A 26,195-nucleotide genomic window follows, 5' to 3' on the forward strand; every position below is an offset into this window, starting at 1 on the left:
GGCAGGGGGCGCCTGCCCGGGTCGAGAATCGCAGATCGTGTCGGAAACCTCGCCGTTGATCCCCGATCCGGACCCGCCGGGCACCCGCAAGCGGGTCAGCGTCCGCGGTCGCTTGCGGAACTACTTCTTCACCGGCGTGATCGTCGCCGGCCCCCTGGCGATCACGATCTACATCACCTGGTGGTGCATCAGCCTGATCGACGGCTGGGTCAAGCCGCTGGTGCCCTCGGCCTACCTGCCGGACCATTACCTCCCGTTCAGCGTGCCGGGCCTTGGCCTCGTCATCGCCTTCGTGGCGCTGACCACCCTCGGCGCGCTGACCGCCAACCTCGTCGGCCGCTCGGTGGTCGAGTTCGGCGAGGTGCTGCTCGCCCGAACCCCGGTCATCTCCGGGCTGTATCGCGGCCTGCGGCAGGTGTTCGAGACGCTTTTTTCCACCAGCGGGACCTCGTTCCGCACCGTCGGCCTCGTCGAGTTCCCGGTGAAGGGCACCTGGTCGATCGTGTTCCTGTCGGCCCCGGCCGGGCCCGACGTGCAGACGGCGCTCGGATCCGGGCACGACCACGTCGGCGTGTTCCTGCCCTGCGCCCCGAACCCGACCACCGGCTTCTTCTTCTACCTGCCCCGCGCCGAGGTGATCGAATTGTCGATCAGCGTCGACGACGCCGCCAAGCTGGTGATGTCGGCCGGCGTGATCCAGCCCGAGGACCCGCAGACCCGCCTGCAGGCGATGGCCGCCGGCCTGCGAGCCGCGCAAGTCGGACCCACCCCGGCCGGCGCGGCAACGATGCCGGCGCGGGACCGCCTGGACGCCTGAACCTCCACGTCAGGGACACGCATGGTAATCCGCCGGATACGAAGGCGGACCCGGCATGATGCATTTCGGCAACATTCAGGCTGGTTCGGTACGGCCACGCTTCTTTGAACGATTGCAAGTCGCTGGCGCTAACACAGCAGGTTCAAGCGCTTCGGCGACGGATCACGACTTCATCTTATAACAGATAAAAACAAGGGCTGTTTGTTTCCAACAGTCACGCCGTTGCGCAGGCGGTGTGCGGCTGCCAAGGCGGCAAGGTCTCGCGAGAACAGGGCGCCCCTCGCGAAGCGACAGCTCTATCTCTCGGACGATCCGCCATGACGAAGCCGGCCGCGCATGCCCGCGCCACCCTGTTGCTCGCCACCACGATGCTGGCTCCCGCCACGTCCCTCGCGCAGCAGCCCGCCCCGCCCGAGGGCGAGGTCGCCCTCGAGACCATCGACGTCGCCGGAGCGAGGACCGCAGGGCGCGGCGACACGGTCGGCTACCTCACCCGGCGCACCGCCTCGGCGACCCGCACCGACACGCCGCTGATCGACACGCCGCAATCGGTCACCGTGGTGACGCGCGAGCAGATTCGCGACCAGGGCTTCCAGAGCCTCACCGAGGCGATCCGCTACGTCCCCGGCGTGATCCCGCACCAGGGCGAGGGCAACCGCGACGACGTGGTCATTCGCGGCCAGCGCTCCAACGCCGATTTCTACGTCAACGGCATCCGCGACGACGTCCAGTACTTTCGCGATCTCTACAATATCGAGCGGATCGAGGTCCTGAAGGGCCCCAACGCGATGATCTTCGGCCGCGGCGGCGGCGGCGGCGTCATCAACCGGGTGCTGAAGGAGGCCGACGGCGTGCCGGTCCGCGAGATCGTCGCGCAAGGCGGCGCCTTCGACAACAAGCGCCTCGCCCTCGACATCGGCGACCGGTTCTCCGACAGCGCCTTCTTCCGCCTCAACGGCGTGGTGGAGGATACTGGCACCTACCGCGACTTCGGCCATATCCGGCGCTACGGCATCAACCCGACCGGCACGCTGGTGCTCGGGCCCGACACCACGCTCAAGCTCTCCTACGAGTACTTCCACGATGACCGCGTCACCGATCGCGGCATCCCCTCGCAGTTCGGGCGGCCCTACCGCTACCGCGACAACACCCGGACCTTCTTCGGCAATCCGGACCTCAGCTACGCCCGGGTCGACGCGAACATCGCCACCGCGACCCTCGACCACCGCTTCGAATCCGGTGTGCAGCTGCACAGCCAGCTGCGCTTCGCCGACTACGACAAGTTCTACCAGAACGTCTTTCCCGGCAGCGCCGTCAACGCCGCCGGCAACAGCATGACGTTGAGCGCCTACAACAACGCCACGCCGCGCACGAACTACTTCAGCCAGAACGACTTCACCTACAAGTTCGCCACCGGCCCGCTCGGCCACACCCTGCTCGGCGGGTTCGAGCTCGGCTACCAGACCGGCCTCGCCTTCCGGCAGGACGGCTTCTTCTCGACCACCGGCACGACCTCGCTGGTGGTGAACCCGCTCTCGCCGGTCTCCCGGGTGCCGGTGAATTTCCGCTACAACGGCGGCAACAACAGCCGCTACGACCTCGGCCTCGCCGCAGCCTATGTGCAGGACCAGATCGAGATCTCGCCGCACCTCCAGCTGATCGCCGGCCTGCGCTACGACCATTTCGACTTCTCGGCGACCGACCGCGGCACGCAGGTGACGACCGCGCGAATCGACGACCTGGTCTCGCCGCGGGCCGGCTTCGTGGTCAAGCCGTGGGAGAACCTCTCCTTCTACGGCAGCTACAGCGTCTCCTACCTGCCCTCGGCCGGCGACCAGTTCTCCTCCCTGACTCCGGGCCTCTCGATCGCGGTGCCGGAGCGGTTCGAGAACCGCGAGATCGGCGCGAAGTGGGACGTGTCGCCGGTGCTCCAGCTCACCGCCGCGCTCTACGACCTCGACCGCTACAACCAGCGCTTCGCCGATCCGAACCGGCCCGGCTACTTCCTGACGACGGGACAGACCAACACCAAGGGCGCCGAGATCGGCGCCAACGGCTTCGTCACCGACTGGTGGCAGATCGCCGGCGGCTACGCCTTCACCGACGCCCGGATCGTCAGCAACTTCAGCTCAGGCTCGACCGCGATCCGCGCCGGCAACACGGTGGCGCTGGTGCCGTTCAACGCCATCACCCTGTGGAACAAGTTCGCGATCACGCCCGAGCTCGCGGTCGGCATCGGCGTCATCAACCAGACCCACACCTTCGCGTCGTCCGACAACACCGTGCGCCTGCCGAGCGTCACCCGCTTCGATCTCGGCCTGTTCTACCAGGTGTCGGAGGGGGTGCGGGCGCAGGTCAACATCGAGAACCTGTTCGACCGGCGCTACATCGCGACGGCGGATGCCAACAACAACATCACGCCGGGTGCCTCGCGCACGGTGCGGGTGCAGGTGATCGCGCGGTGGTGATCGCGCGGTTCTGAGGGCGGGGCCTCCGCCCCGTCGGCCGGCCAAGCGCGGGCCGGCCGGGACGACCATGCCGCGGCATCCGTCGCGCGGTCAGGCCTCCCTGCCGGCGCGATTGATGCTATGGGGATCGCCCCACCCAGCAGCGGCCCGGCCGGCCTCTGCCCCTCTTCCTCGATCGTGGATCACCCCACCCGGGTTCGGCGCTGCCGGAGACCATCCGTCCGCGGCGCACGGATGTCACACCGGGTCGAGATCCATCGCGCGCGACTGATTAGCAGACAGGATTGCCGACTCACCGTGACAGACAGCACGACGAACCCTGCCGCCCCGAGCCGGACCGAGACAGAGGCGTCCCGGATCGACGTCGCGGCGCTCGCGCGCGAGGTCGCCCGCCACTGCGCGGCCTATCGGGACCCCGTTCCGCGGCTCGCCCTCCGGCAGCTAGCCAACACCCTCCTGCCGTACCTGGCGGTCTGCGCGCTCATGCTCTGGGCGGCGGCAGAGAGCCATGAACTCTGGGTTCTTCCGCTCGCCGTTCCGGCCGGCGGCCTGCTGGTCCGGCTGTTCATCATCCAGCACGATTGCGGACACGGCTCGTTCCTGCCCTCGCGCAGTGCCAATGATGCCCTCGGTCGGTGCCTGAGCCTCCTGACGGTGACCCCCTACGACAGCTGGAAGCGGGCGCACGCCCTCCACCATGCCTCCACCGGCGATCTCAGCCGCCGCGGCACGGGCGACATCCACACGCTGACCGTGCGCGAATACCTCGCCCTGTCGCGCTGGCAGCGGCTGCGCTACCGGCTCTACCGCAACCCGTTCATCCTGATCGTCCTCGGTTCGCCGCTCAACTTCCTGGTGCTGCACCGGTTTCCCTTCGGCGCCGGCCTGCCCTGGCGGACCGCGTGGCGGGACGTGCTGGCCCTCGACCTCGCGCTCGCCGCGATGGTGGCCGCTCTCGCCGTCGCGGTCGGCGGGATCGGGCCGGTGCTCTGGGTGCTCCTGCCGGTGGTCAGCGTCGCCGCCTGGATCGGCGGCTGGCTGTTCTACGTCCAGCACCAGTACGAGGAGACCGTCTGGGAGGGGCCGGAAGCCTGGGACTTCCACCGCGCGGCGCTCGGCGGCAGCTCGTACTACGTCCTGCCGGCGATCCTGCAATGGTTCACCGGCAATGTCGGCCTGCACCACATCCACCACGTGAACAGCCGCATCCCGAACTACCGCCTCCAGGAATGCCTGGACGGCCACGCGACCCTCGGCGAGGTCGGCCGGCTGACTTTGCGCGACAGCCTGCGCTGCCTCGGGCTGGCCCTCTGGGACGAGGATGCCCGCAAGCTGATCGGGTTCTCGGGCCTGCGGACGCTCCAGGCCGCCTGACACGGGCTTCATTCGATAAGCGGCTCCCGAATGGAGCCACGCTCGTACGGCACTTTGCAATTCGGAAGGGGACGGCCTCGGGTCCGTCCCCTTTTTCGTCACGCCGCCTTCTTCCTCGTGATCAGCTTCACCAGGTCCCGCAGGATGGCGGTGGTCTCCTTCAGCCGCTCGGCCACCGTGGCGAGGTCACGGATGAACACCACGCTCATGTCCGGCCGCACCTTGGCGAAGGAGCGCTGGTCGGCGATGTAGCCGGCGAGCTTGGCCGGGTTGGCGAAGGCGCGATCGCGAAAATGCATGACGATGCCCTTCGGGCCGGCCTCGACCTTCTCGACGTTGGTCTCGCGGCACAGGATCTTGATCGTCACGATCTTCAGGAGCTGCTCGACCTCCGGCGGCATCGGGCCGAAGCGGTCGATCAGCTCGGCGCCGAAGCTCTCCAGCTCCCCGTCGCTCTCCAGCGTCGCGAGGCGGCGGTAGAGGCCGAGGCGCACCGAGAGATCCGCGACGTAATCCTCCGGCATCGTGACGGGAGCGCCCAGCGCGATCGTCGGCGACCATTGCTCGTCGGTCGGCAGCGCGTTGCCGGATTTGAGCGCCGCCACCGCGCTCTCCAGCATCTGCTGGTAGAGCTCGTAGCCGACCTCCTTGACGTGGCCGGATTGCTCGTCGCCGAGCAGGTTGCCGGCGCCGCGGATGTCGAGGTCGTGGCTGGCGAGCTGGAAGCCGGCCCCCAGCGTGTCGAGGGATTGCAGCACCGAGAGGCGCCGCTCCGCCTGTACCGTCAGGGTCTTGCCCTCGGGCGTCGTGAACAGCGCGTAGGCCCGGGCCTTGGAGCGGCCGACCCGGCCGCGCAGCTGGTAGAGCTGGGCGAGGCCGAACATGTCGGCGCGGTGGACGATCAGCGTGTTGGCGGTCGGGATGTCGAGGCCGGATTCGACGATCGTGGTGGCGAGCAGGATGTCGTACTGGCCCTCGTAGAAGGCCGTCATCACGTCCTCGAGCTGGCCCGCCGCCATCTGGCCGTGGGCCACCGCGACCTTGGCCTCGGGCACCTCGCGGTCGAGGAAGCGCTTGACCTCCTCCAGGTGCTCGATGCGCGGCACGACGTAGAAGGCCTGGCCACCGCGGTAGCGCTCGCGCAGCAGCGCCTCGCGGATCGAGAGCGGATCGAACGGCATCACGAAGGTGCGCACCGCCAGGCGGTCGACCGGCGGCGTCGCGATGATCGAGAGCTCGCGCACCCCGGTCATCGCGAGCTGCAGCGTGCGCGGGATCGGCGTCGCCGACAGGGTCAGCACGTGCACTTCCGCCTTCAGCGCCTTCAGCCGCTCCTTGTGGGCGACGCCGAAATGCTGCTCCTCGTCGACGATGATGAGGCCGAGATCCTTGAAGGCGATGTTCTTCGCGAGCAGGGCGTGGGTGCCGACCACGATGTCGACCGATCCGTCGGCCAGCCCCTCGCGGACCTTCTTCAGGTCGGCATTGCCGACGAAGCGGGAGGCCTGGGCGACGTTGACCGGCAGGCCCTTGAACCGGGCCTCGAAGGTGCGGGCGTGCTGGCGCGCGAGCAGGGTGGTCGGCACCACCACCGCCACCTGCTTGCCGGAGAGCGCCGTGACGAAGGCGGCGCGGAGCGCCACCTCGGTCTTGCCGAAGCCGACATCGCCGCAGACCAGCCGGTCCATCGGCCGGCCGGAGGTGAGGTCGCCCAGCGTCGCGGCGATGGCCGCCTCCTGATCCTCGGTCTCCTCGTAGGGGAAGCGGGCGGCGAACTCGCCGTAGGTCCCTTCCGGCGGCGCCATCTTCGGCGCCGACTTGAGGAAGCGCTCGGCCGCGACCTTGATGAGGGCGCCGGCCATCTCCATGATCCGGCGCTTCAGCTTGGCCTTGCGCGCCTGCCAGGCCCCGCCGCCGAGCTTGTCGAGGGCGACCTCGGCATCCTCCGAGCCGTAGCGGGTCAGGAGCTCGATGTTCTCGACCGGCAAGAGCAGCAGGCCGCCGCTGTACTGGATCTCCAGGCAGTCATGCGGGGCACCCGCCGCCGTCACGGTCTTGAGGCCGACGAAGCGGCCGATGCCGTGATCGGCGTGGACCACGAGGTCGCCGGGGGCGAGCGCCTGCACCTCCAGGATCACGTCCTGGGGCCGCTTCGCCTTGCGCTTGGGCCGCACCAGCCGGTCGCCGAGGATGTCGCCCTCCGCCACCACGGCGAGCTGGCCGGCGGAGAAGCCCGCCTCCAGGCCCCAGACCGCGACGCCGATATCCTGGCCGCGCCTCATCGCCAGGATGTCGGAGAGGCGCGTGATGCTCTTCGGCTTCGGCAGGCCGTGCTCGGTCAGCACGCCGCAGAGCCGGTCGCGAGACCCCTCCGACCACGCCGCCAGGACGACGTGGTGACCCGCGCCCTGCAGGTCGCGGACATGGGTCACCGCCGCGTCGAAGACGTTGACGCCCTCCTGCGCCCGCTCCGGCGCGAAGCTGCGGCCGGGCACGCCCTCGCAATCGATCAGCCGGCGGCCGGTCACTTCCGGCACGTCGAAGGGGGCGAGGCGGGCGACGGTCGCCCCGTCGATGCGCTTCGCCCACTCGTTCGGTGAGAGGTAGAGCGCGTCGGGCTTCAGCGGCTTGTACGGCGCGGTGCCGCTCTGGCGCTCCTTCAGGGCCTCGCAGCGAGCGTCGTAGTATTCCTGCACCTGGGACAGGCGCTCGGCCACCGCGTCGTCGACCTGATGGTCGAGGATCAGCGGCACGCCGGCGACGTAGTCGAACAGCGTGTCGAGGTGGTCGTAGAACAGCGGCATCCAGTGTTCGAGGCCGGCGTAGCGCCGCCCCTCGCTGATCGTCTCGTAGAGCCGGTCGTCACGGGTCGCGGCCCCGAAGGTGGTGACGTAGCCCTGGCGAAAGCGCCGGATCGTCTCGGTGGTGAGTTGCACCTCGCTCATCGGAACGAGATCGAGGGAGCGGAGCTGCCCGATGGTGCGCTGGGTCTCGGGATCGAAGGCACGGATCGACTCGAGGGTGTCGCCGAAGAAGTCGAGGCGGACCGGGTTGGCCAGGCCGGGCGGGGAGAGGTCGATGATGCCGCCGCGCACCGCGTATTCGCCGGTATCGCGCACGGTGCCGGTGCGCAGGAAGCCGTTCGCTTCGAGCCACGCGACGATCTGGTCGGTGTCCAGCGCATTGCCGGGGGCGGCGGAGAACGTCTCGACGGCGATGCGCGACTTCGGCGGCACCCTTTGCACCAGGGCGTTGACCGTGGTGGTGAGGATGCGCGGCTTCTCGGCCGAGGAGCGGGTGCGGGCGAGCCGCGAGAGCGCCGTCATGCGCTGCGCCGCGATTGCCGGATTCGGCGAGATCCGGTCGTAGGGCTGGCAGTCCCAGGCCGGGACGCTCATCACCTCGATCTCGGGGGCCACGAAGGCGAGCGCGCTGGCGAAGGCGGCCGAGCGGGTGCCGTCGCGGGCGACGTGGACCAGCACCGCCGGCCCTTCCGAGACCTGCGACAGCGCCCGGGCGAGGTCGGCCACCACCAGGGCGTCGAACCCGTCCGGCACGCGCGCCAGCGTCGCGCTGTCGCCGGCCTTCAGCGCCTCCACGGCTCTCGTCAGGGCCGCGGATTTCGGCAGGGCGAAGCGGGCGGCCGGGGGCTTTTTGGGAGTGGCGGGCGGGGCGGGAGGCTTGGGAGCAGGCTTGGCCATCGGGTCTTGTTGTTCAAGTCTTCAGCAGGGTCTGCTCGCGCAGGAGATTTTTTTCGTGTGTCGCGCAGCGCCTCAGGACAAGGGGCGGGCAAAACCCTCCCCCCTCTGCGGGGGAGGGTTCAGGGCCGGCGCCTCACCTTGAAACCGGTCTCACAGATCCACCGGCGCCCCGTGCTGGTGGAACGCCTTCATCCGGCGATAGACCGGCGTATCGTAGTTCGACGGCGCCTCGACCTCGTCGGTGATCCACCGGAAGAGGTCGCGATCCGGCACCTCGATCAGGAGTTCGAAATCGTCGAGCTCCTCCTCCGTCAGCGTGCCGATCTCGGCATCCGCGAAGCGGCCCATGATCAGGTCCATCTCCCGGGTGCCCCGGTGCCAGGAGCGGTAGAGGGTGCGGCGGCGGCGCGGATCGAGGTCGGCGCTGGTGCGGGTGGTGCCGGTCATCGCGAGACAATTCCTCGGGCTGGTCCGGTGCGGCTTTACCGTCCGGGGCGCGGGTGCGAAACCCTTCGCCCGGATATGGGGCGTGAGGCGTATCATGCGACCCTGTCGGATGCGGCATCCTTAGGCCCGCAGATCCGGCGCCGTGGTGTATAGAGCCCCCGATCCCCATCCGCTCCCGCCCCGATGTCGCTGCGTCCCTCCCTGCTCGATCCCCTGTTCGCCCCCGCCACCGTGCTGCCGGGGGCCGGTCCCAAGGTCGCCGTGCTGATCGACAAGCTCGTCGGCACGCCGGAGCGGCCGGCCCGGGTGGTCGACCTGCTGTTTCACCTGCCCCAGCGCGGCATCGCCCGGCAGCTGCGCGGCTCGATCGCCGAGGCGCCGCCCGGCGAGCCGGTGACGCTCGGCGTGACCGTGGTCGCCCACCGCCCGCCGCAGGCCATGGGCGGGCGAAAACCGTTCCGCGTGCTGGTCGAGGACCAGACCGGCGACATCACCCTGGTGTTCTTCAACCTGCCCCGCGCCCGCATCGAGAAGATGCTGCCGCTCGGCAGCCATCGCTACGTCTCCGGCCGGATCGAGCTGTGGGACGGCTTTCGCCAGATGGTGCATCCCTCCCGCATCCTCGACGAGAAGGGGCTCGCCGACCTGCCGGCGGTGGAGCCGATCTACGGCGCCACGGAAGGTCTGACCTCGCGGGCGATCGGCAAGCTCGCGGTCGCGGCCCTCGACCGGCTGCCGACCCTGCCGGAATGGCAGGACCGGTCGTGGCTCGACCGCCAGGACTGGCCGGCCTTCGCCGACGCGCTCCGCACCGAGCACCGCCCGGCGGAGGCTGCCGAGACCGAGGAGGACCTGAAGACCCCGACCCGCCGGCGCCTCGCCTATGACGAGTTGCTCGCCTCGCAGCTCGCCCTGGCGCTGGTGCGCAGCCGGATGCACCGTCCGGCGGGCCGCACCAATGTCGGCGACGGGACGCTGTCGCGGCGGATCGAGGCGGCCCTGCCGTTCGGCCTGACGGGCGCGCAGACCCGGGCGCTCGCCGAGATCCGCGGCGACATGGGCTCCGACCGGCGGATGCTGCGCCTGCTCCAGGGCGATGTCGGCTCGGGCAAGACCGCGGTGGCTTTGCTCGCGATGGCCTCGGCGATCGAGGCCGGGCGTCAGGCGGCGATGATGGCGCCGACCGAGATCCTGGCCCGCCAGCACGCCGAGCGCCTGCGGCCGATGGTGGAGGAGGCGGGCCTCAGGCTCGCGCTGCTCACCGGCCGCGACCGGGCGGCGGAACGGCGCGCGACGCTGGCCGGCCTCGCCGACGGCAGCATTCATATCGTGGTCGGCACCCACGCGCTGTTCCAGGACGACGTGGCCTTCCACGACCTCGGCCTCGCGGTGGTGGACGAGCAGCACCGCTTCGGCGTGCACCAGCGCCTGGCGCTGGGGGGGAAGGGCGAGGCGGTCGACATCCTGGTGATGACCGCGACGCCGATCCCCCGCACCCTGGCGCTGACCTATTTCGGCGACATGGAGGTCTCGGTCCTCGACGAGAAGCCGGCCGGGCGCCAGCCGATCAAGACGGTGCTGGTCTCGACCGACCGCATCGAGGAGGTGACCCTGGGCCTGGAACGGGCGCTCGCCAAGGGCGACCGGGTCTACTGGATCTGTCCCCTCGTCGCCGAATCCGAATACGTCGATCTCGCCGCCGCCGAGGAGCGGTTCTCGGCCCTGCGCGAGCGCTTCGGCGAGGCGGTCGGCCTCGTCCACGGCAAGATGCCGGGCAAGGACAAGGACGAGGCGATGGAGCGCTTCGTCAGCGGCGAGACCAAGATCCTGGTCTCGACCACGGTGGTCGAGGTCGGCGTGGACGTGCCGCAGGCCACCGTCATGGTGATCGAGCATGCCGAGCGCTTCGGCTTGGCGCAATTGCACCAGCTGCGCGGCCGGGTCGGCCGGGGATCCGGCGCCTCGACCTGCCTGCTCCTGTTCAAGGGACCGCTCGGCCAGGTCGCCCGGGCCCGGCTCGAGATGATGCGCGAGACCGAGGACGGCTTTCGCATCGCCGAGGAGGACCTGCGCCTGCGCGGCGAGGGCGAGGTGCTGGGCACCCGCCAGTCGGGGCTGGCCGCCTTCCGCCTCGCCCGGCCGGAGGCGGACGGCGACCTGCTCGTGGCGGCCCGCGACGACGCCCGGCTGATCGTCGAGCGCGATCCCGGGCTCAAGACGGAGCGGGGCCACGCCCTGCGGGCGCTGCTCTACCTGTTCGAGCGCGATGCGGCGGTGAAGCTGTTGCAGGCGGGGTGAGGGCGCGCGGCCGGCCTACGGCCGGCCGGAGAATGCCGTGGTCCCGAACACGACCTCAGGGCGAGGTCGAGGGAACCCGGGATCCCGGCAGCCCTGTTTCAGAATTCCGGCTCGTTCAGCACCCGCGTGCCGATGCGGCTCTGCAGGTCGATCGGAGCGCCGGTCTGCTGGCCGGCGGCGTCGACCTCGATCACCGGGACGCCGGCGCCGCGCATCTGCTCGCGCAGGCGCTCCGACAGCATCCGGAACGCGCCGCCGGTATCGCGGGGCGGGACGTGCAGAAGCACCGCCGCCGGACGCGGCATCATCGCCAGCACGTCGTCCGCCGCCTCCAGGGAGGCGGTGACGCTGGCATAGCCCAGCTCGGCCAGCTCGGCGGAGAGGGCCCGGTCGACGGCGCGGTGGCCATCGTCGACGACGAGAACTTTTTGCAGCGCACCCATGGTCAAGCGTTAGCCGATCGCGTGCCTCTCGTGAAGGCACCGGGGCAGTAACGCTGTGAGCCGACGAAGGTTCACCGCTCCCACACCGGCAAAGCCGCCCGACGTCCCCGGCACGGACCCCGCCATGAGCCGTCAAACGACTGGCGCGCCTGATGTTTTCGCAGATGCGAAACGGGCTGGAAAATTTATCGAGTGCTACGCGATCTCCGCGACGGCGGTGGCGACCCCGGCGAAGAGCGAGGCGCGGAACCGCGACTCCATCCAGCCGTCGGGATTTTCGTCCTGGGTGATGCCGCGCCGCAACATGCGGGCGGCGCAGGCCCGCCCGCGGAAGCTCAGGCGCCCGTCCGGGTCGCGACGCAGCTGGATCAGGCCGCCGCGTTCGGTGGCGAGCGCGGCCCGCTCCGGGGCCGCCAGGACGAGGCCGACATCCTGGGCGTCGCGCCGGCCGCAAAGCAGGGCGACCTCGTCGAAGGCCACGATGTCGACCACGCCGGAGCGGCCCGGCAGGCGGGAGCTGAGGCGGCAGGGCGCCCGGTGAACGTAGGCGAGGGTGCGCAGCCGGCCCGGCACGGTGGTGCGGGCGAACCCCGCCTCCATCCAGGCCGGGGCGACGAGATGGGTCGGCACCGGCTGGTCGAGGGCGGCCGAGAGGGCGCCCGCGTCGAAGACCGGATGGCATTCGAGGGTCGCGCCGGCGAGCAGCGCGGCGGCGAGGCCGGTGGCGAGGCCCTTGAGGTCGCTCGGCGGCAGCAGGCTGAGGATCCGCTCGCCCGGCTCGACCCGCAGCGGCACCAGGCAGCCGGCGGCTGCGGCCGTCAGCGCCTCGGCCTCGCGCCGCACCGCCAGGGGGAGGCCCTCGGGCTCGGGCGGGGGACCCGCCGGGCGGGCCGATGCGGAGCCCGGGGATCTCCCCGGGACCGCGAAGGTGACGAGGCCGCCGGCCGGTCCGGTGCCGAGCGACGCAGCGTCGCCCCGGTGGTCGAGCACGACCTGGTCGAGGCTGAGCACCCCGTCGGGCACGTAGGGCCCGAAGGCGGCGACGAAGCGCAAGGGGAAGTAGCGCAGTGCGACCCGGCACATCTTCTCCGCCGGCCGCTCCGCGCCGAGGACGCCCTGGGTCAGGACGGCGAGGATCTGCGCCGCCTCGACGGCCTGGAGCAGGCGGTCCTCGTCCCAGGTGACCGGCAGCGGGCAGGGGACGTGGCCGGCCTGCTCGATGGCGAGGAAGGCGAGATGCGCCTCGGCCATGCCGGCCATGCACAGGCCGACGGGGCTCCGCGGCGGCAGCCGCAGCATCTGGAGCCCCTCGGCCAGCCGCGCGACGATCTCGCGGGCGGCGGCGTAGGTCCAGGCGATGGCCGGGCGGCCGCACCAGGCGGGCTTGCTCGCCTGGTCGACGAGGGCGATGCGGGCGGGGTGCCGGTCGGCGACGGCGGCGAGCAGCGCGCCCAGCCCCATGGAGAGGGAAGCCTCGGAGGCCGGTGCCGCGGCCGCGAGGGCCGCCCGCGCCGGATCGGCAAGGACCGGTCGCGCCGGACCGGGGAGGGACGACGCGTCGTCTCGTCTCATCGTCGCCTGAGCCGCCACCGTCGCCACCTTCGTCCGCCTGCCGCACCGGGCATCCTGCCCGCGCATGGTTAAGGGCGTTTTAACCGTGCCGGCCCCCTCGCGGTCCGCGAAGGGATCGGCTAAGGGGCGCTGCGGTCGGCGGCCGAGGCCTTGCCTTCGCCTCAATCCGGGGGAAAGCAGGCGCCCCGGAGGCCGGGCGGAGCCCTTCGGCCGCGCTCCGCTTGCTGCCGGCGCACCCGCATCCGAGCGGGTCTCGCGCGCCACAAGGCCACCGACGTCCTGCCGTTTGAGGGGTCCACTCCTGATGTTCTTCGCGAATCGTCCCGCGCGCCCGAACCAGGCCGCCATTGCCTTCGCCCTGGCCGGCCTCGGGCTCGGTCTCGCGACCGCCCCGGCGCTCGCCCAGCCCAAGAAGCCCGCCGCCCCGGCGCCGGCCGCGCCCGCCCCGGCGGCGCCCGCCGGCCAGGCCCAGCAGACCGGCCCGATGGTCGTGCAGGTGAAGCCCGAGCCGTCCCAAGCCGACTGGACCAAGGTCTGCGGCAAGGACCAGGGCAGCGGCAACGAGGTCTGCTACACCACCCGCGACTTCGTCTCCGACCAGGGCCAGGCGGTGCTGGCCGTGGCCGTCTACGACATGAAGGGCCCGCAGGGCGCCAAGGTGGTGCGCTTCCTGATGCCGCTCGGCCTGCTGCTGCAGCCTGGCATCCGCTTCGCGGTCGATACCGGCCAGGCGACCCCCGGCCGCTACGCCGTCTGCTTCCCGAACGGCTGCTTCGCCGAGGCGCCGGGCCTGAAGGACGACGTGGTCAACGCGATGAAGAAGGGCACGACCCTGAACGTCAGCGTGCAGAACCAGATGCAGCGCGAGGTCACCTTCGCGGTGCCGCTGACCGGCTTCGGCAAGGCCTTCGACGGCGCCCCGATCGACCCGAAGGTGCTCGAGGAGCAGCAGAAGAAGCTCCAGGCCGAGCTGGAGAAGCGCTCCGAGGAGATGCGCAAGCAGCTCGAGCAGAAGGGCGGCGCCCCGGCGGCTGCGGCTCCGGCGAAGTAAGGGTTACGCCATCGTCGCGGGCCGGACGGCCCGCGACCGGATGCAAGAAGGGCCGGGCGGTGACGCCCGGCCCTTCTTGCATCCTGGCCGACCCGACTCACGCTGTCCGCGTCATCCCGGATTCTCGCTTGCAGCGAGCCCCGGAATGACGCGGAGGATCGTTTGGAGAGCGGGCGGTTCGACGTGCCGGCGACGCCGGCACGAGGCTCAATTCGCCGCGTCGCTCCGCAGGCGGTAGGCGCCCTCGTCGTCGCGCTCGAACATCTCGGCGATGCGGGCGTGGCGCAAGGCCTCGCCGGAGCGGTCGGGCACGAGGTTCTGCTCCGAGACGTAGGCGACGTACTCGGTGTCCTGGTTCTCGGCCAGCAGGTGGTAGAACGGCTGGTCCTTGGACGGCCGCACCTCCTCGGGGATCGCCTGCCACCATTCCTCGGTGTTGGCGAAGACCGGGTCGACGTCGAAGATGATGCCGCGGAACGGGTAGATCCGGTGGCGCACGACGTCGCCGATGTTGAACTTGGCGAAGCGGATGACCGCACCGGACGGCACGGCGTCGGGCTGCGGGGCGGGCATGGCGGAGGAGGTCTGTCCGGAAGGCATGGGCGTCACATAGGATCACGGGGGCGGGAATGCACCGGCGCAGGGTCTGCGCACAAGGTAGCCCCCACCCCCGAAGGTCTCACGATACCGGGAGCCGACGATCCCGATCTAGGCCTCCAGGCCGTAGGCCCGGGCGAGGTCGGGATCCTTGGCGGCGACGAGGCGGGCGAGGTTCACGATCACGCTGGCCTGCTTCCAGGTGGCGTCGTCCTGCATCTTGCCGTCGAGCATCACCGCGCCGGTGCCGTCGGGCATCGCCTCCAGGATGCGCTTGGCGAAGGCGACCTCGCCCGGATCCGGCGCGAAGACGCGTTTCGCGATCGCGACCTGGCTCGGATGCAGGGTCCAGGCGCCGGCGCAGCCCATCAGGAAGGAGTTGCGGAACTGCACCTCGCAGGCCGCCGCATCCGAGAAATCGCCGAACGGGCCGTAGAACGCCTTGATGCCGTTGGCCTGGCAGGCATCGACCATCCGGGCGATGGTGTAGTGCCAGAGATCCTGCTGCACGCTCGTCCGCTCGGCCGAGCCCGGCGCCGGATCGGCGATGACACGGTAATCCGGGTGGCCGCCGCCGACCCGGGTGGTCTTCATGCCGCGCGAGGCCGCGAGATCGGCCGGCCCCAGGCTCATCCCGTGCATGCGCGGCGAGGCGCAGGCGATGGCGTCGACGTTGGCGACGCCCTCCGCCGTCTCGAGGATGGCGTGGATCAGGATCGGCTTTCCGATGCCGGCCTTCGCCTCGAGCTGCGCCAGCAGCTGGTCGACGTAGTGGATGTCCCACGGCCCCTCGACCTTCGGCACCATCACGACGTCGAGCTTGTCCCCGACCTCGGCCACGATCTCGATCAGGTCGTCGAGCAGCCACGGCGAGTTGAGGGCGTTGACGCGGGTCCACAGGCCGGTGCCGTGAGCGGCGAAGTCGGCGTCCCGGGCCATGGCGATGAAGCCCTTGCGGGCGTTCAGCTTCTGGTCGGCCGGGACCGCGTCCTCGAGGTTGCCCAGCACCACGTCGACCTGGGTCGCCAGCTCCGGCACCCGGGCCCGCACCTTGTCGTTGTGCGGCGGCACGAAGTGGATCATGCGCTCCAGGCGCACCGGCAGCTCGCGGAACGGGGCCGGGGCCCCGGAAGCCAGGGGCTGGAAGAAGCGGCGCGGCAGTTTCATGGGGGTCTCTCCAGCCTCCGTCGCGGCCGGTCTCGCGGAGGTCCGGCCGTGACGGAGGGTTAGTGCAGGCCCGGCGCGGCCGTAAAGAGGCCCGGCATCGGCAGATGGTCGGGACGGGGGAGAGCCGGCACCGGAGGGGCGCCACTTCCGGCGGGGGAGCGACCTTCTTTCGAGGAGGTGGACCGCGCCGGCGCCCGCCGGGAGGCGGGCACGACGTCCTCCGACTTGTTGCAGATTCATTTCCTCAAGTCATCGCGTGTCGACTTGCGGCGCTTGATTTCGAAGCTATCATCGGGAGTGCCGGCAGGGGACAGCAGATCCCGACCGGCGCGGCGGCCGGATTGATCGTCGGCCGAGGACCACCGCGCCACGACCTGGCGGGCACAATGGAAAACCTGTGCGCAGGTGCCTTTTCGCACATGCGGGAGGGAACGCGCACGGACCCCCGGCGTTCAACGGCCGAGGCGGGCGGCGGAGGACAAGAACCATGTCCCGAGAGATGAATCGGCGCGGGCTTGCCGGCGCCGCGATGATCGCGCTCGCCCTGGGACCAGCCCTGCCGGCGCAGGCCGGAACGGTGGCGGATCGGCAGCGCTCGACCGTGCGGGCGAGCTTCACGGCGGGGGACCTCGCGGCGGCCCGGCCCGAGGGGCTGCCCGCCTCGGTGCGGCTGCCGGGCGACGATCCGGTGGCCTTCCGGGCCTTCCTCGACGGCGCCGCCATGGCCTCGCGCGAGCCCTGGCTCGCCCTGTCCGGCGGCGGCGAGAACGGCGCCTTCGCCGCCGGCCTGCTGAAGGGCTGGACCCGGGCCGGCAACCGGCCGGATTTCGGCGTCGTCACCGGCGTCTCCACCGGCGCGCTCATCGCCCCCTTCGCCTTCGTCGGCGCCTCGCAGGACGCGGCTTTGGAGAAAGCCTATACCGAGACCTCCGCGGCGGACGTGTTCGAGTTCGGCGGCGGCCAGGAGAGCCTCACCGACACCTGGCCGCTCAAGCGCGGCATTGAACGCAGCGTCACCCCCGCCCTGCTCGAGGCGGTGGCGGCCGAGCACCGCAAGGGCCGGCGGCTCCTCGTCGTCACGACCGAGCTCGACTCCTTACGCCCGACCCTGTGGGACATGGGCGCCATCGCCGCAATCGGCGGGCCCGCGGCGCTCAAGCTCTTCCGCGAGGTAATGCTGGCCTCGGCGGCGATTCCCGGCATCTTCCCGCCGGTGATGATCGACTCCACCGGCCCCGGGGGCAAGCGCTTCCAGGAGATGCACGCCGATGGCGGCGCCACGGCGCCGTTCTTCGTCGCCCCCGGGCGCATGCTGCTCGAACCCCTGGCGGACGCCCCCGCCGGGGACGATCACCTGCCGGCACCGGCGGTCTACGTCGTCGTCAACACCTCGCAGGCACCGGATTTCCAGGTCGCCCAGCGCTCGATGCTGAGCATCCTCGGCCGCTCGCTCTCGGCGATGATCAAGGCCCAGACCACCGGCGCCATCGCGGTGACCAAGGCTTTCGCGGCGCGCACGGGGACGGTCCTCCACGTCGCCACCATCGACCAGCGCTTCCCCCAGGTCTCGCAGGCCCCGTTCGAGCAGGGCTACATGCGGGCGCTCTTCGCCCATGGCGAGCGGCTGGGGAAGGCCGGCACCGCCTTCGACTGGTCGCCCGACGCCATCACCACCAGCGCGACGGGGCGCAGCGCCAGCAACGCGCCGTAACATCGGCGGCCGGGCCCTCGCGGTGACGCAGAGGATCCCGACGCCGCGCGATCACGGGACGACGGCACGGGCCTTTTCCACGAGTCTTTTCCACGTGTCGTGGAGCCCCGTTTGCCTCTATGATCGGTGCAACGATCAGGGACGCGGAGGAGCGCCGGATGGCCAAGGGGTCCGACCTGCTGGTAGCCGCCCTCGAGAACGAGGGCGTGGATCGGATCTTCGGCATCCCGGGGGAGGAGAATCTCGACGTCGTCGAGTCCCTGCGCTCCTCGAAGATCGAGCTGGTGCTGACCCGCCACGAGCAGGCCGCCGCCTTCATGGCCGGGACCCACGGGCGGCTCACCGGCCGGCCCGGCGTGTGCATCTCGACGCTCGGGCCCGGCGCCCTCAACTTCACCACCGGCGCCGCCTACGCCCATCTCGGCGCGATGCCGATGCTGATGCTCACCGGCCAGAAGCCGATCATGAGCGCCCGCCAGGCGCGGTTCCAGATCGTCGACGTGATCGCGGCGATGCGCCCGCTCACCAAGATGACGCGCCAGATCGTGTCCGCCGCCTCGATCCCGACCATCGTGCGCGACGCGTTCCGGGTCGCCACCGAGGAGCGGCCCGGACCGGTCCACCTCGAACTGCCCGAGGACATCGCCGCCGAGGAGGCCGACGTCGCCCTGGTGCCCTCGCACCCGATCGACCGGCCGGTGGCCAACCCCGCGGCGATCGAGCGTGCCGCCGCGATGATCCTGCAGGCCAGGCGCCCGCTGATCATGATCGGCGCCGCCGGCAACCGCCCGCGGCTCGTCGAGCCCCTGTCCGACTTCGTGCGTCGCACCCGGATCCCGTTCTTCAACACCCAGATGGGCAAGGGCGCGGTCACCGGCGGCTCGAACCTCTATGTCGGCACCGCGGCCCTGTCGGAGCGCGACTACGTCCACGAGGCGATCGACAGCGCCGACCTGATCCTCTCGATCGGCCACGACACGATCGAGAAGCCGCCCTTCCTGATGGGCCGGGTCGCGGGCGGGCCGCGGGTGATCCATGTCGGCTACGTCTCGGCCAGCGTCGAGCAGGTCTTCCACCCCGACGCCGAGGTGGTGGGCGATATCGGCGCCACCGTCACGGCGCTCGCCGACCGGCTCGGCGGACGGCTCGATCCCGAGCCGGCCCTGCTCGACATGCGCCAGCGCATCCTCGCCCGCATCAACGACCGCGCCGAGGAGGACCGCTTCCCGGTGACGCCCCAGCGCCTCGTCCACGACGTGCGGACGGTGATGCCGGAGGACGGCATCGTCTGCCTCGACAACGGCATGTACAAGATCTGGTTCGCCCGCAACTACCGCACCCACGTCGCCAACACGCTGCTCCTCGACAACGCGCTCGCCACGATGGGCGCCGGCCTGCCCTCGGCGATGATGGCCAAGCTCGTCCATCCGGAGCGTCGGGTCATGGCGGTGTGCGGCGACGGCGGGTTCATGATGAACAGCCAGGAGCTCGAGACGGCGGTGCGCCTGAACCTCGACCTCGTGGTGCTGGTGCTCGACGACCGCGCCTACGGCATGATCCGCTGGAAGCAGGCGGTCGACAAATTCCCCGATTACGGCATGACCTTCGGCAACCCGGACTTCGTGGCTTACGCCGAAGCCTACGGCGCCAAGGGCCACCGGGTGGACTCGGCCGAGGCGTTAGCGCCGACCCTCGAGGCCGCCTTCGCGGCGGGCGGGGTGCATCTCGTGGCGGTGCCAGTCGATTACTCCGAGAACACGAGGGTGCTGGTGGACGAGCTCGGCGGGCACGCGCCGCAGGTCGAGCCGGGCTAGCCGTGGAGGGTCCGACGGCGGATCCGCGCTGGCGCCGGCGCGCGTCCGGGGGCCTGCTGCTGCTCGGGGCCGCCGGTGTCGCCGCCGCTGCCCCGTTCGTCCTGCCGGAGGCCGGGCGGGCTTGGCGCCTGCACGCGGCGGCCGACGATCCGGCGGCGCTCGCCACGGTGCGCCTGGCCGCGGTCGCGGATTCCGAGCGGATCGGCACCGGCCTCGACGCGGCGGTCGCGGCGGGCGACGAGGACCTCGCCCGAAGCTTCCTGGCGCTGGCCGAGGAGCGGAATGTCCCAGTCTCGCCCGAGCGGCGGGCCGCCGTGGCGGCGCTCGCGGAGGGCGCGCCGCGCCGGGCGCTCGCGGAGGCCGCGACAGGCTTCGTCAGCGGCGAGGGGGCCGGCATGGCCGGGCTCGCCGGCGCGGTGGCGGGCGACCTCGTCGGCTACGGCGACCTGCGCGACCTGTGGCGCGAGGGCGGGCGGCTCGCCCGGGGCGAGGCCTACGACCCGCTGCTCCTCGGCCTCGCCACCGCCGGTCTGGCGCTCACCGGCGCCACCATCGTGTCCCTCGGCACCAGCGTGCCGGTCCATGCCGGCACCACGACCCTGAAGCTCGCCGCCCGCACCGGCAAGCTGTCGCGGCCGCTGGCCGCCCGGCTCACCCGCAGCGCCGGAGCCGCCCTGGACCGCGAGGCCCTGGCGGTCGCCACCGCGGCGGCCGGTCGGCTCGACCTCGCGGCCCTGCGCCAGGGCGCCAGGAGCGTGCTGCGGCCGGGGGCGCTGCGGGAGATCCGCAGCGTCGGCGAGCAATCGGTCCGGATCCAGGCCCGGCTCGGCGCCCGCGGCACCCTCCAGGCCCTCGCGGTGGCGGAGAACGCCGACGACCTGCGCCGGGTCGCCCGCCTGTCCGAGCGCTTGGGCGGGCGCACCCGCGCGGTCCTGGCGCTGCTCGGCCGCGGCGCCCTGGTGCTGGGCTCGGGCCTGCTGGTCGTCCTGCAGGGCCTGTGGCTCGGCCTCGCCTGGTTCCTCGCCGCCGCCCTGTTCTGCCGCCGCGCCGGCACGGCGCTCGGCCGCCTGATCTGGCGGCGGCCGCGCCGGGCGCCGGGGGTGCGCCGCCGCGCGGACGCGTCCGCCTGATCCCATCGTACAGGCTGCTGCACCGCATCGTCGTCTCGTCGCAGTGCCGCGACGGCTGAAACTCCGTCGCCGAGGCCGGCATTGGGAAGACTGCACCATTCCGCAGCGTTCGCCGAAGATCGACTGCGTGGACCGCCGGTCATCGTCCTCCCGGGCGCCGAGTTTCGCCTCGAACATCGCGAGCATCGGCCCGTTCTCCCCGCGCCTCGACCATCGCGGCCACACCGAGACCCGGCGCTCGACCTGCGAGCGGCGCTGATCCCCCTCCAAAAGGATGATACCAATCCCGACCACGAGGCGGCGATCGAGTCCGGACGCAAGCATCCGGCCTAGGCCGCATCAATCATGTCAGACTTAGTCTCGGCGCCGAAACCGCGATGAACAATCTTGTGCCGCAGAGGTTTTGGTACTTATATGGATTCGGACGGGTCGCGGCCCGCTCGATCGCTGAGGTTTGCCGGGGGGCGACGATGCACGCGTGCAGATGGGGCGAACGCGGTCTGGCCGAATCTGCGCGGGCGGGCGACGGGCGGCGGCGCAGCCGCGTCACCGGGACCACCGCGCCGTGACCGCCTGGCAGCCGGCGGCGGCGGCCGCCCTCGACGCGCTCGCCCTCGCGGTGCTGGTGGTCGACCGGCAGGGGCACATCCTCCACGCCAACCGGGAGGCGACGGACCTGCTCGATCGCCCCGACGGGGCCTTGTCGGGCCAGCCCGCCGGGGGCCACGGCTCTCCTGGATCCAAGCCTCAGGGGTTCAAGCATCTCGGGGCGCGACAGGCGGAGGGCCGCTCCCGACTCCATGCCCTGATCCAGGCGGCCTGCGACGGGCGCTCCGGCGAGGCCGGCGGCTTCCTGCAGCTCGAGAGCGGCAGCCCGGACGAGCCGGGCGTCTCGGTCTGCGTCTCGCCCCTCGCCGAGGCCGAGGCCAAGGCACCCGAGACACCGGGCCGGGCGGTGGTGGTGGCGCGCCTGCTGCGGGCGCAGGGGCGGATCGAGGTGCAGTTGCGCACCTTGTTCGGCCTCACCCGGGCCGAGGCGCAGGTCGGCGCAGCGCTCGCCCGCGGCGGCTGCCTCGCCGAGATCGCCGCGGAGCTCGGCATCAGCGTCACCACGGCGCGCACCCACGTCGCCCGCATCTTCCTCAAGACCGGCACGAAGCAGCAGAGCCAGCTCGTCGCCCTGGTGGCGGCGGTGCAGTTGCCGGTCGCCTGCGCGGAGGCCGCGCAGGCCCCGACTCACGCCCTGAGATCGAGCCGGTAGGCGTAGGCGTCGCCGCGAAAAAGGCCCTCGACGTACTCGATCATCCGGTCGTCCCGGTCGTAGGAGCGGCGCTTGATCAGGAGGCAGGGGAGGGCCTGCGTGAAGCCGAACACCGCGCACTCGGCCTCGTCCGGCGTCGCCGCCTCGATGGTCTGGCGGCAGCGCACCAGGGCCGCCCCGTGCGCCCCGAGGAAGGCGTAGACCGAGCCGTCGAGCTCACCCTCGGCGAGGGCCGGCACCGCCGTGAGGTCGTACCACGCCACCTCCCGCGACAGCGGCATGCCGTCGCCGCAACGGATGCGGACGAGCTTCAGGAACGGCGCGGTCGAGGGCAGGCCGAACAGCGAGGCGATCGAGCGGTCCTGGACAACCCGGCGCTCGACGACCTGCGTCGAGGGCACCCGGCCGAGCTCGCGCATCTCCTCGGTGAAGCCCTTGAGCCGGTCCATGCCCGGGCTGAGGCGGGTGCGGCCGGGCGCGACGATGAAGCCGTGCCGGCCATGCGCCGTCAGGTAGTGCTGGCGGCGCAGGGAATCGTAGCAGCGCTGCACCGTCGTGCGGCTGACGCCCAGCGCCTCCGCGAAGGGGCGCTCGGCCGGCAGCGTGGTGCCGCCCGCCACCGTCCCATCCTCGATCAGCGCGCGCAGCTGCTCTTCCAGCTGCTGGTAGAGCGGCTTCGCGGTATCGTGCCGCAGCCGCACCAGGCTCGTCAGGGCGGGGGGGCCCGGGCCGGGCCCGGACGGGTGCTCGGGCATCGGCGGATCAGCCGATGCGGGAGGCGCGCGCCGGGGCGGCGGAAGCGACGGGACGGAGAGGGGACATGAGCGTCGAGGGTAGCGTCGACATGGTGGCCGATCCGGCTCTCTTCGTGCTCGGGAGCTTCGTGATTGCCTGTTCTGCCACGGTTGACCGCCTGCCGCGAGCGGGCGAATCACTGAGGGCACAGGCTTTCCTGGTCGAGCCGGGGGGCAAGGGGCTCAACCTCGCGGTCGGGGCCCGGCGCCTCGGCGGCGCCGTGGACGGCCTGCTGGCGATCGGGGACGACCCCCTGGCGGCCCTCGCCGGGCCGGCCCTCGACCGCGCCGGCCTGCCGGCCGGCATGCTCCACCGCTTCTCCGGCCCGACCGGGGCCGGCATCGGCTTCACCGACGCCGCGGGCGAGAACTGCCTCGCGGTCCATCCCGGCGCCAATGCCCGGCTCGGGGCGGCAGAGGTGCGGGCGGCCGCGGAAAGGATCGCCCGCAGCACCCTCGTCCTGGCGCAGTTCGAGGCCGGCGACGAGGCAGTGGCGGAGACATTTCGGATCGCCCGCGCGGCGGGCCGGCGCACCCTGCTCAACCCGTCCCCGTTCCGGATGCCGGCGCCGGAGATTCTGGCGGACACCGCGATCCTGGTCGTCAACGCGGTCGAGGCGGCAGCGTTCGGTGCGGCCCTCGACGTGCCGGTGTCAGAGGGGACGACGGAGCCGGCGGCCTTCGAGACCCTGGCCGGAGCGCTCCGCGCCCGCGGGCCGGACCTCGTCGTCATCACCCTCGGGGCATCCGGGGCGATCGCCTTCGAGGCCGGCCGTCCGGCGCTGGTGCAGCCGGCCTTTCCGGTGGCGGCGGTCGACACGCTCGGCGCCGGCGACGCCTTCACGGCGGGCCTCGCCGTCGGCTTGGCCTCGGGGCGCCCGCTGCCCGAGGCCCTGCGCCTCGCCGCGGCGTGCGGCGCCTGCGTGGTCCGCCACAAGGGCGTGTTCGACGCCCTGCCGGACCGGGCCGCGGTCGCGGCCCTGCTCGCGGGTGCCGCGTGAGGCACCACCCGTGGGAAGATGTTTTTCAGAGATGCGGAGACTTCGCCTTACGCGAACAGGCCGGCGAGCAGGCTGCCGAGCATCGCGACGGTCGCGAGGGTCACGAGGAACCGGATGTCGTCGAGTTTTTCCCTGATCATCGCCGAACCTCCTGCACCGCGAGACAAGGCGACGTGTAGGGCCGGAGGCACCCCGGCGCAGTGCGCATTCGCACCTGTGCTTGACGAATGGTGAACGGAGCCCGCCCGGCACTGCCGGGCCTCGCGCCAGCCCGATGCGAGGGCCCGATTGGTCAGGCGGAACCGCGTGAAATGAGGCGTGATCGCGGCGGCTTGGCCGTTGACAGATGCTCTCGCACCTAAGAAAAAAGGCCACACGCGAGGTGTGGCCCAAGTCTAGGGAGGAAACGCCCAAAGAGGGCAGCAACGCTGCGACGCCATCGCCGCGTTGCCACTCAATAGCTAAGCCCTGCCCGCTTCGCTGGCAAGGGTTCGCTCGCGTTTTGTGGCATCCGCGACGCAGGTGATGCCGCAACGCAACGCCTCACGCAGCGTCAAGCACCGGGATCCGCGACCGCCGCGTTTCGCTCTCGCCCGTCGAGACGCGTGGCGGGACACGTAAGGAGCCACCGCGATGACGCCGACCGACCCGACGACGCGCCGCATCCCGGTCCGCGGCCTGACCCTCAACATCGCCGAATCCGGACCGGCGGACGGGCCGCCCACCCTGCTGCTGCACGGCTTTCCCGAGACCTGGTGGGCGTGGCGGCACCAGATCGGCCCGCTGGCGGCGGCGGGCCTGCGGGTGGTGGCGCCGGACCAGCGCGGCTACGGCCAGTCGAGCCGGCCCGAGGGCATCCCCGCCTACCATCTCGACCGCCTCGCCGAGGACGTGATCGGGCTCGCGGACGCCCTGGGATACGACCGGTTCCGCCTCGTCGGGCACGATTGGGGCGGCCTCGTCGCCTGGTGGGTGGCCTCGCGGTATCCCGATCGCGTGGAGCGGGTGGCGATCCTCAACGCGCCGCACCCCGACGTCTTCGGCGCCTATGCCCGCCGGCATCCGAGCCAGGTGCTGCGGAGCTTCTATGTCGGGCTGTTCCAGCTCCCAGGCCTGCCCGAGGCGCTGCTGCGCGCCGGCGACTGCGCTGCGCTGCGCCGCGCCCTGACCCGGTCGAGCCGGCCCGGCGCCTTCTCGCCCCACGACCTCGACCTCTACGCCGCCGCCTGGCGCCGGCCCGGCGCGATCACGGCGATGCTGAACTGGTATCGCGCCCTGCGCCTGCCCCGGGATGCGGCGACGGGGCCGATCCGGCTGCCCGTCCTGGTGCTGTGGGGCGAGCGCGACACCGCGCTCGAACGCGGCCTTGCCGCCGAGAGCCTGCGCCTCTGCACGGACGGGGCGGTGCGGTATTTCCCCGCCGCCACACACTGGCTCCAGCACGAGGAGGCGCAGGCGGTCAACGAAGCCCTGATCGGCTTCCTGACCGCCGGGAGCGCGGGCCTCTCGGCTCATACGACTTCCGATTGATCGCTCGGCGATTGCTGCGCAATCGCGTTCGCGATGCGGAAGTCGGCTTCGCTCAAGCGCCGCGCGGACTGGTGATGCGATTTCCGGAAGGAACCTTCCGGAAACCGCATCAGGCCTGATCGCCGAACAGCAGCCGCTTCGTCGCCGCCGTCACGTCGTCCTGCCGCATCAGGCTCTCGCCGACGAGCAGCGCGCGGATGCCGGCCTTGCCCAGCACCTGCGCGTCGGCATGGCTGCCGATGCCGCTCTCGCCGACCAGGATCCGGTCCGCCGGCACCAGCGGGCTCAGGCGCACGGCGTTGTCGAGGGAGACCTCGAAGGTGCGTAAGGAGCGGTTGTTGACGCCGATGAGCCGGGTGCCCAGCGGCAGGGCGCGGGCGAGTTCGGCCTCGTCATGCACCTCGACCAGCACGTCCATGCCGAGGTCGTGGGCCGTCTCGACGAGCGCCGTCGCCTCCTCGTCGTCGAGGCTCGCCATGATGACCAGGACGCAATCGGCGCCCCAGGCCCGGGCCTCGACCACCTGGTAGGGCTCGAACAAAAAGTCCTTGCGCAGGACCGGCAGGGTGCAGGCGTCGCGGGCCGCCGTCAGGTATTCGGGCTTGCCCTTGAACGAGGGCTCGTCGGTGAGCACCGACAGGCAGGTGGCGCCGCCCGCCTCGTAGGCGCGGGCGAGCGCCGGCGGATCGAAATCCTCGCGGATCAGGCCGCGGGACGGCGAGGCCTTCTTGATCTCGGCGATCAGCGCGAAGCGATCCTGCGCGACATGCGCGGCGATCGCATCGGCGAAGCCGCGCGGCGGGGCGGCCTTCGCGGCGCGCTTCTCCAGCTCCGCGAGCGGCACGCGCAGCTTCGCGGCGGCGATCTCCCGCCGCTTGTAGGCCTCGATATGGGCGAGAACGTCGGCCGGGCGCGGCCGGTCCTCGCCGTCGGGAGACGTCGTATCGGTGTCGGACAAGGCCGTATCCTCCCCTCGGGAGCGTATCGGGGATGTCATGCATCACTCTGCCGGTCGTGAC

Annotated in this window: 20 protein-coding genes; 12 read left to right on the forward strand and 8 right to left on the reverse strand. The window is 71.5% G+C overall.

The genetic code is table 11. The features are described from left to right. The first annotated feature begins 37 nt into the window (after positions 1–37). The 3 genes from DK412_RS10640 (at position 38) to DK412_RS10650 (ending at position 4,659) form a co-directional block, all read left to right on the forward strand. On the forward strand, positions 38–817 hold the full coding sequence (locus tag DK412_RS10640) for a DUF502 domain-containing protein (RefSeq protein ID WP_109971933.1): 780 nt from the start codon (positions 38–40) through the stop codon (positions 815–817). 368 nt (positions 818–1,185) lie between these two features. Continuing rightward, entirely contained in the window at positions 1,186–3,285 is a 2,100-nt protein-coding gene (locus tag DK412_RS10645; protein ID WP_245447741.1) for a TonB-dependent siderophore receptor, read from the forward strand. A gap of 297 nt (positions 3,286–3,582) precedes the next feature. After that, positions 3,583–4,659: a fatty acid desaturase gene (locus tag DK412_RS10650; protein WP_245447555.1), complete on the forward strand. Its 1,077-nt coding sequence runs from the start codon at positions 3,583–3,585 to the stop codon at positions 4,657–4,659. Between the two features lie 98 nt (positions 4,660–4,757). On the opposite strand, the gene mfd is transcribed toward DK412_RS10650, so the two are convergent. Both mfd and DK412_RS10660 read right to left on the reverse strand, forming a co-directional pair. Further along, on the reverse strand, positions 4,758–8,360 hold the full coding sequence (gene mfd, locus DK412_RS10655; protein ID WP_109971936.1) for a transcription-repair coupling factor: 3,603 nt from the start codon (positions 8,358–8,360) through the stop codon (positions 4,758–4,760). Between the two features lie 150 nt (positions 8,361–8,510). Further along, a complete protein-coding gene (locus tag DK412_RS10660) occupies positions 8,511–8,807 on the reverse strand; it encodes a succinate dehydrogenase assembly factor 2 (protein ID WP_093567541.1) in 297 nt (98 codons plus the stop codon). A gap of 183 nt (positions 8,808–8,990) precedes the next feature. Here DK412_RS10660 and recG point away from each other — a divergent pair, with 183 nt between their 5' ends. Further along, positions 8,991–11,105, forward strand: coding sequence for an ATP-dependent DNA helicase RecG (gene recG, locus DK412_RS10665; protein WP_109971937.1), 2,115 nt, complete (start codon positions 8,991–8,993; stop codon positions 11,103–11,105). Positions 11,106–11,203: 98 nt separating this feature from the next. On the opposite strand, the gene DK412_RS10670 is transcribed toward recG, so the two are convergent. Both DK412_RS10670 and DK412_RS10675 read right to left on the reverse strand, forming a co-directional pair. Further along, positions 11,204–11,548 (reverse strand): hypothetical protein, encoded by a 345-nt coding sequence (locus DK412_RS10670; protein ID WP_093567539.1) that lies wholly within the window; start codon positions 11,546–11,548, stop codon positions 11,204–11,206. A gap of 195 nt (positions 11,549–11,743) precedes the next feature. Beyond that, positions 11,744–13,120: an AMP-binding protein gene (locus DK412_RS10675; RefSeq protein ID WP_245447557.1), complete on the reverse strand. Its 1,377-nt coding sequence runs from the start codon at positions 13,118–13,120 to the stop codon at positions 11,744–11,746. Between the two features lie 304 nt (positions 13,121–13,424). Between DK412_RS10675 and DK412_RS10680 the strand changes: the two genes are divergently transcribed. Beyond that, positions 13,425–14,171: an invasion associated locus B family protein gene (locus DK412_RS10680; RefSeq protein WP_109971938.1), complete on the forward strand. Its 747-nt coding sequence runs from the start codon at positions 13,425–13,427 to the stop codon at positions 14,169–14,171. Between the two features lie 207 nt (positions 14,172–14,378). Here DK412_RS10680 and hspQ read toward each other — a convergent pair whose 3' ends face one another. Both hspQ and DK412_RS10690 read right to left on the reverse strand, forming a co-directional pair. Continuing rightward, on the reverse strand, positions 14,379–14,744 hold the full coding sequence (gene hspQ, locus DK412_RS10685) for a heat shock protein HspQ (RefSeq protein WP_109971939.1): 366 nt from the start codon (positions 14,742–14,744) through the stop codon (positions 14,379–14,381). A 135-nt stretch (positions 14,745–14,879) separates the two neighbouring features. Further along, positions 14,880–15,935 (reverse strand): CoA ester lyase, encoded by a 1,056-nt coding sequence (locus DK412_RS10690; RefSeq protein WP_109971940.1) that lies wholly within the window; start codon positions 15,933–15,935, stop codon positions 14,880–14,882. A gap of 487 nt (positions 15,936–16,422) precedes the next feature. On the opposite strand from DK412_RS10690, the gene DK412_RS10695 reads away from it, so the two are divergent. The 5 genes from DK412_RS10695 (at position 16,423) to DK412_RS10710 (ending at position 21,851) form a co-directional block, all read left to right on the forward strand. Continuing rightward, positions 16,423–17,646, forward strand: coding sequence for a patatin-like phospholipase family protein (locus tag DK412_RS10695; RefSeq protein ID WP_109971941.1), 1,224 nt, complete (start codon positions 16,423–16,425; stop codon positions 17,644–17,646). A 158-nt stretch (positions 17,647–17,804) separates the two neighbouring features. After that, the gene (locus tag DK412_RS10700; RefSeq protein ID WP_109971942.1) at positions 17,805–19,460 is read left to right on the forward strand and encodes an acetolactate synthase large subunit; all 1,656 of its coding nucleotides are present in this window, start codon (positions 17,805–17,807) and stop codon (positions 19,458–19,460) included. A gap of 2 nt (positions 19,461–19,462) precedes the next feature. Beyond that, a complete protein-coding gene (locus DK412_RS10705) occupies positions 19,463–20,590 on the forward strand; it encodes a hypothetical protein (protein ID WP_109971943.1) in 1,128 nt (375 codons plus the stop codon). A 127-nt stretch (positions 20,591–20,717) separates the two neighbouring features. Further along, positions 20,718–20,849, forward strand: coding sequence for a hypothetical protein (locus DK412_RS31365; protein WP_280953980.1), 132 nt, complete (start codon positions 20,718–20,720; stop codon positions 20,847–20,849). 306 nt (positions 20,850–21,155) lie between these two features. Further along, positions 21,156–21,851: a helix-turn-helix transcriptional regulator gene (locus DK412_RS10710; protein ID WP_162596172.1), complete on the forward strand. Its 696-nt coding sequence runs from the start codon at positions 21,156–21,158 to the stop codon at positions 21,849–21,851. Here DK412_RS10710 and DK412_RS10715 read toward each other — a convergent pair. After that, positions 21,827–22,606 carry a GntR family transcriptional regulator gene (locus DK412_RS10715; protein WP_109971945.1) on the reverse strand — a complete coding sequence of 260 codons (780 nt, stop codon included), beginning with the start codon at positions 22,604–22,606 and terminating at the stop codon, positions 21,827–21,829. The genes DK412_RS10710 and DK412_RS10715 overlap by 25 nt on opposite strands. A 65-nt stretch (positions 22,607–22,671) precedes the next feature. Here DK412_RS10715 and DK412_RS10720 point away from each other — a divergent pair, with 65 nt between their 5' ends. Continuing rightward, positions 22,672–23,646 (forward strand): PfkB family carbohydrate kinase, encoded by a 975-nt coding sequence (locus tag DK412_RS10720; RefSeq protein WP_245447559.1) that lies wholly within the window; start codon positions 22,672–22,674, stop codon positions 23,644–23,646. A 633-nt stretch (positions 23,647–24,279) separates the two neighbouring features. Continuing rightward, entirely contained in the window at positions 24,280–25,176 is an 897-nt protein-coding gene (locus DK412_RS10725; protein WP_109971946.1) for an alpha/beta fold hydrolase, read from the forward strand. A gap of 109 nt (positions 25,177–25,285) precedes the next feature. On the opposite strand, the gene trpC is transcribed toward DK412_RS10725, so the two are convergent. Further along, positions 25,286–26,134, reverse strand: coding sequence for an indole-3-glycerol phosphate synthase TrpC (trpC, locus tag DK412_RS10730; protein WP_245447561.1), 849 nt, complete (start codon positions 26,132–26,134; stop codon positions 25,286–25,288). Positions 26,135–26,195: the final 61 nt, after the last annotated feature.

The organism is Methylobacterium sp. 17Sr1-1 (genome assembly GCF_003173775.1).
In the GTDB taxonomy this organism is placed as follows: domain Bacteria; phylum Pseudomonadota; class Alphaproteobacteria; order Rhizobiales; family Beijerinckiaceae; genus Methylobacterium.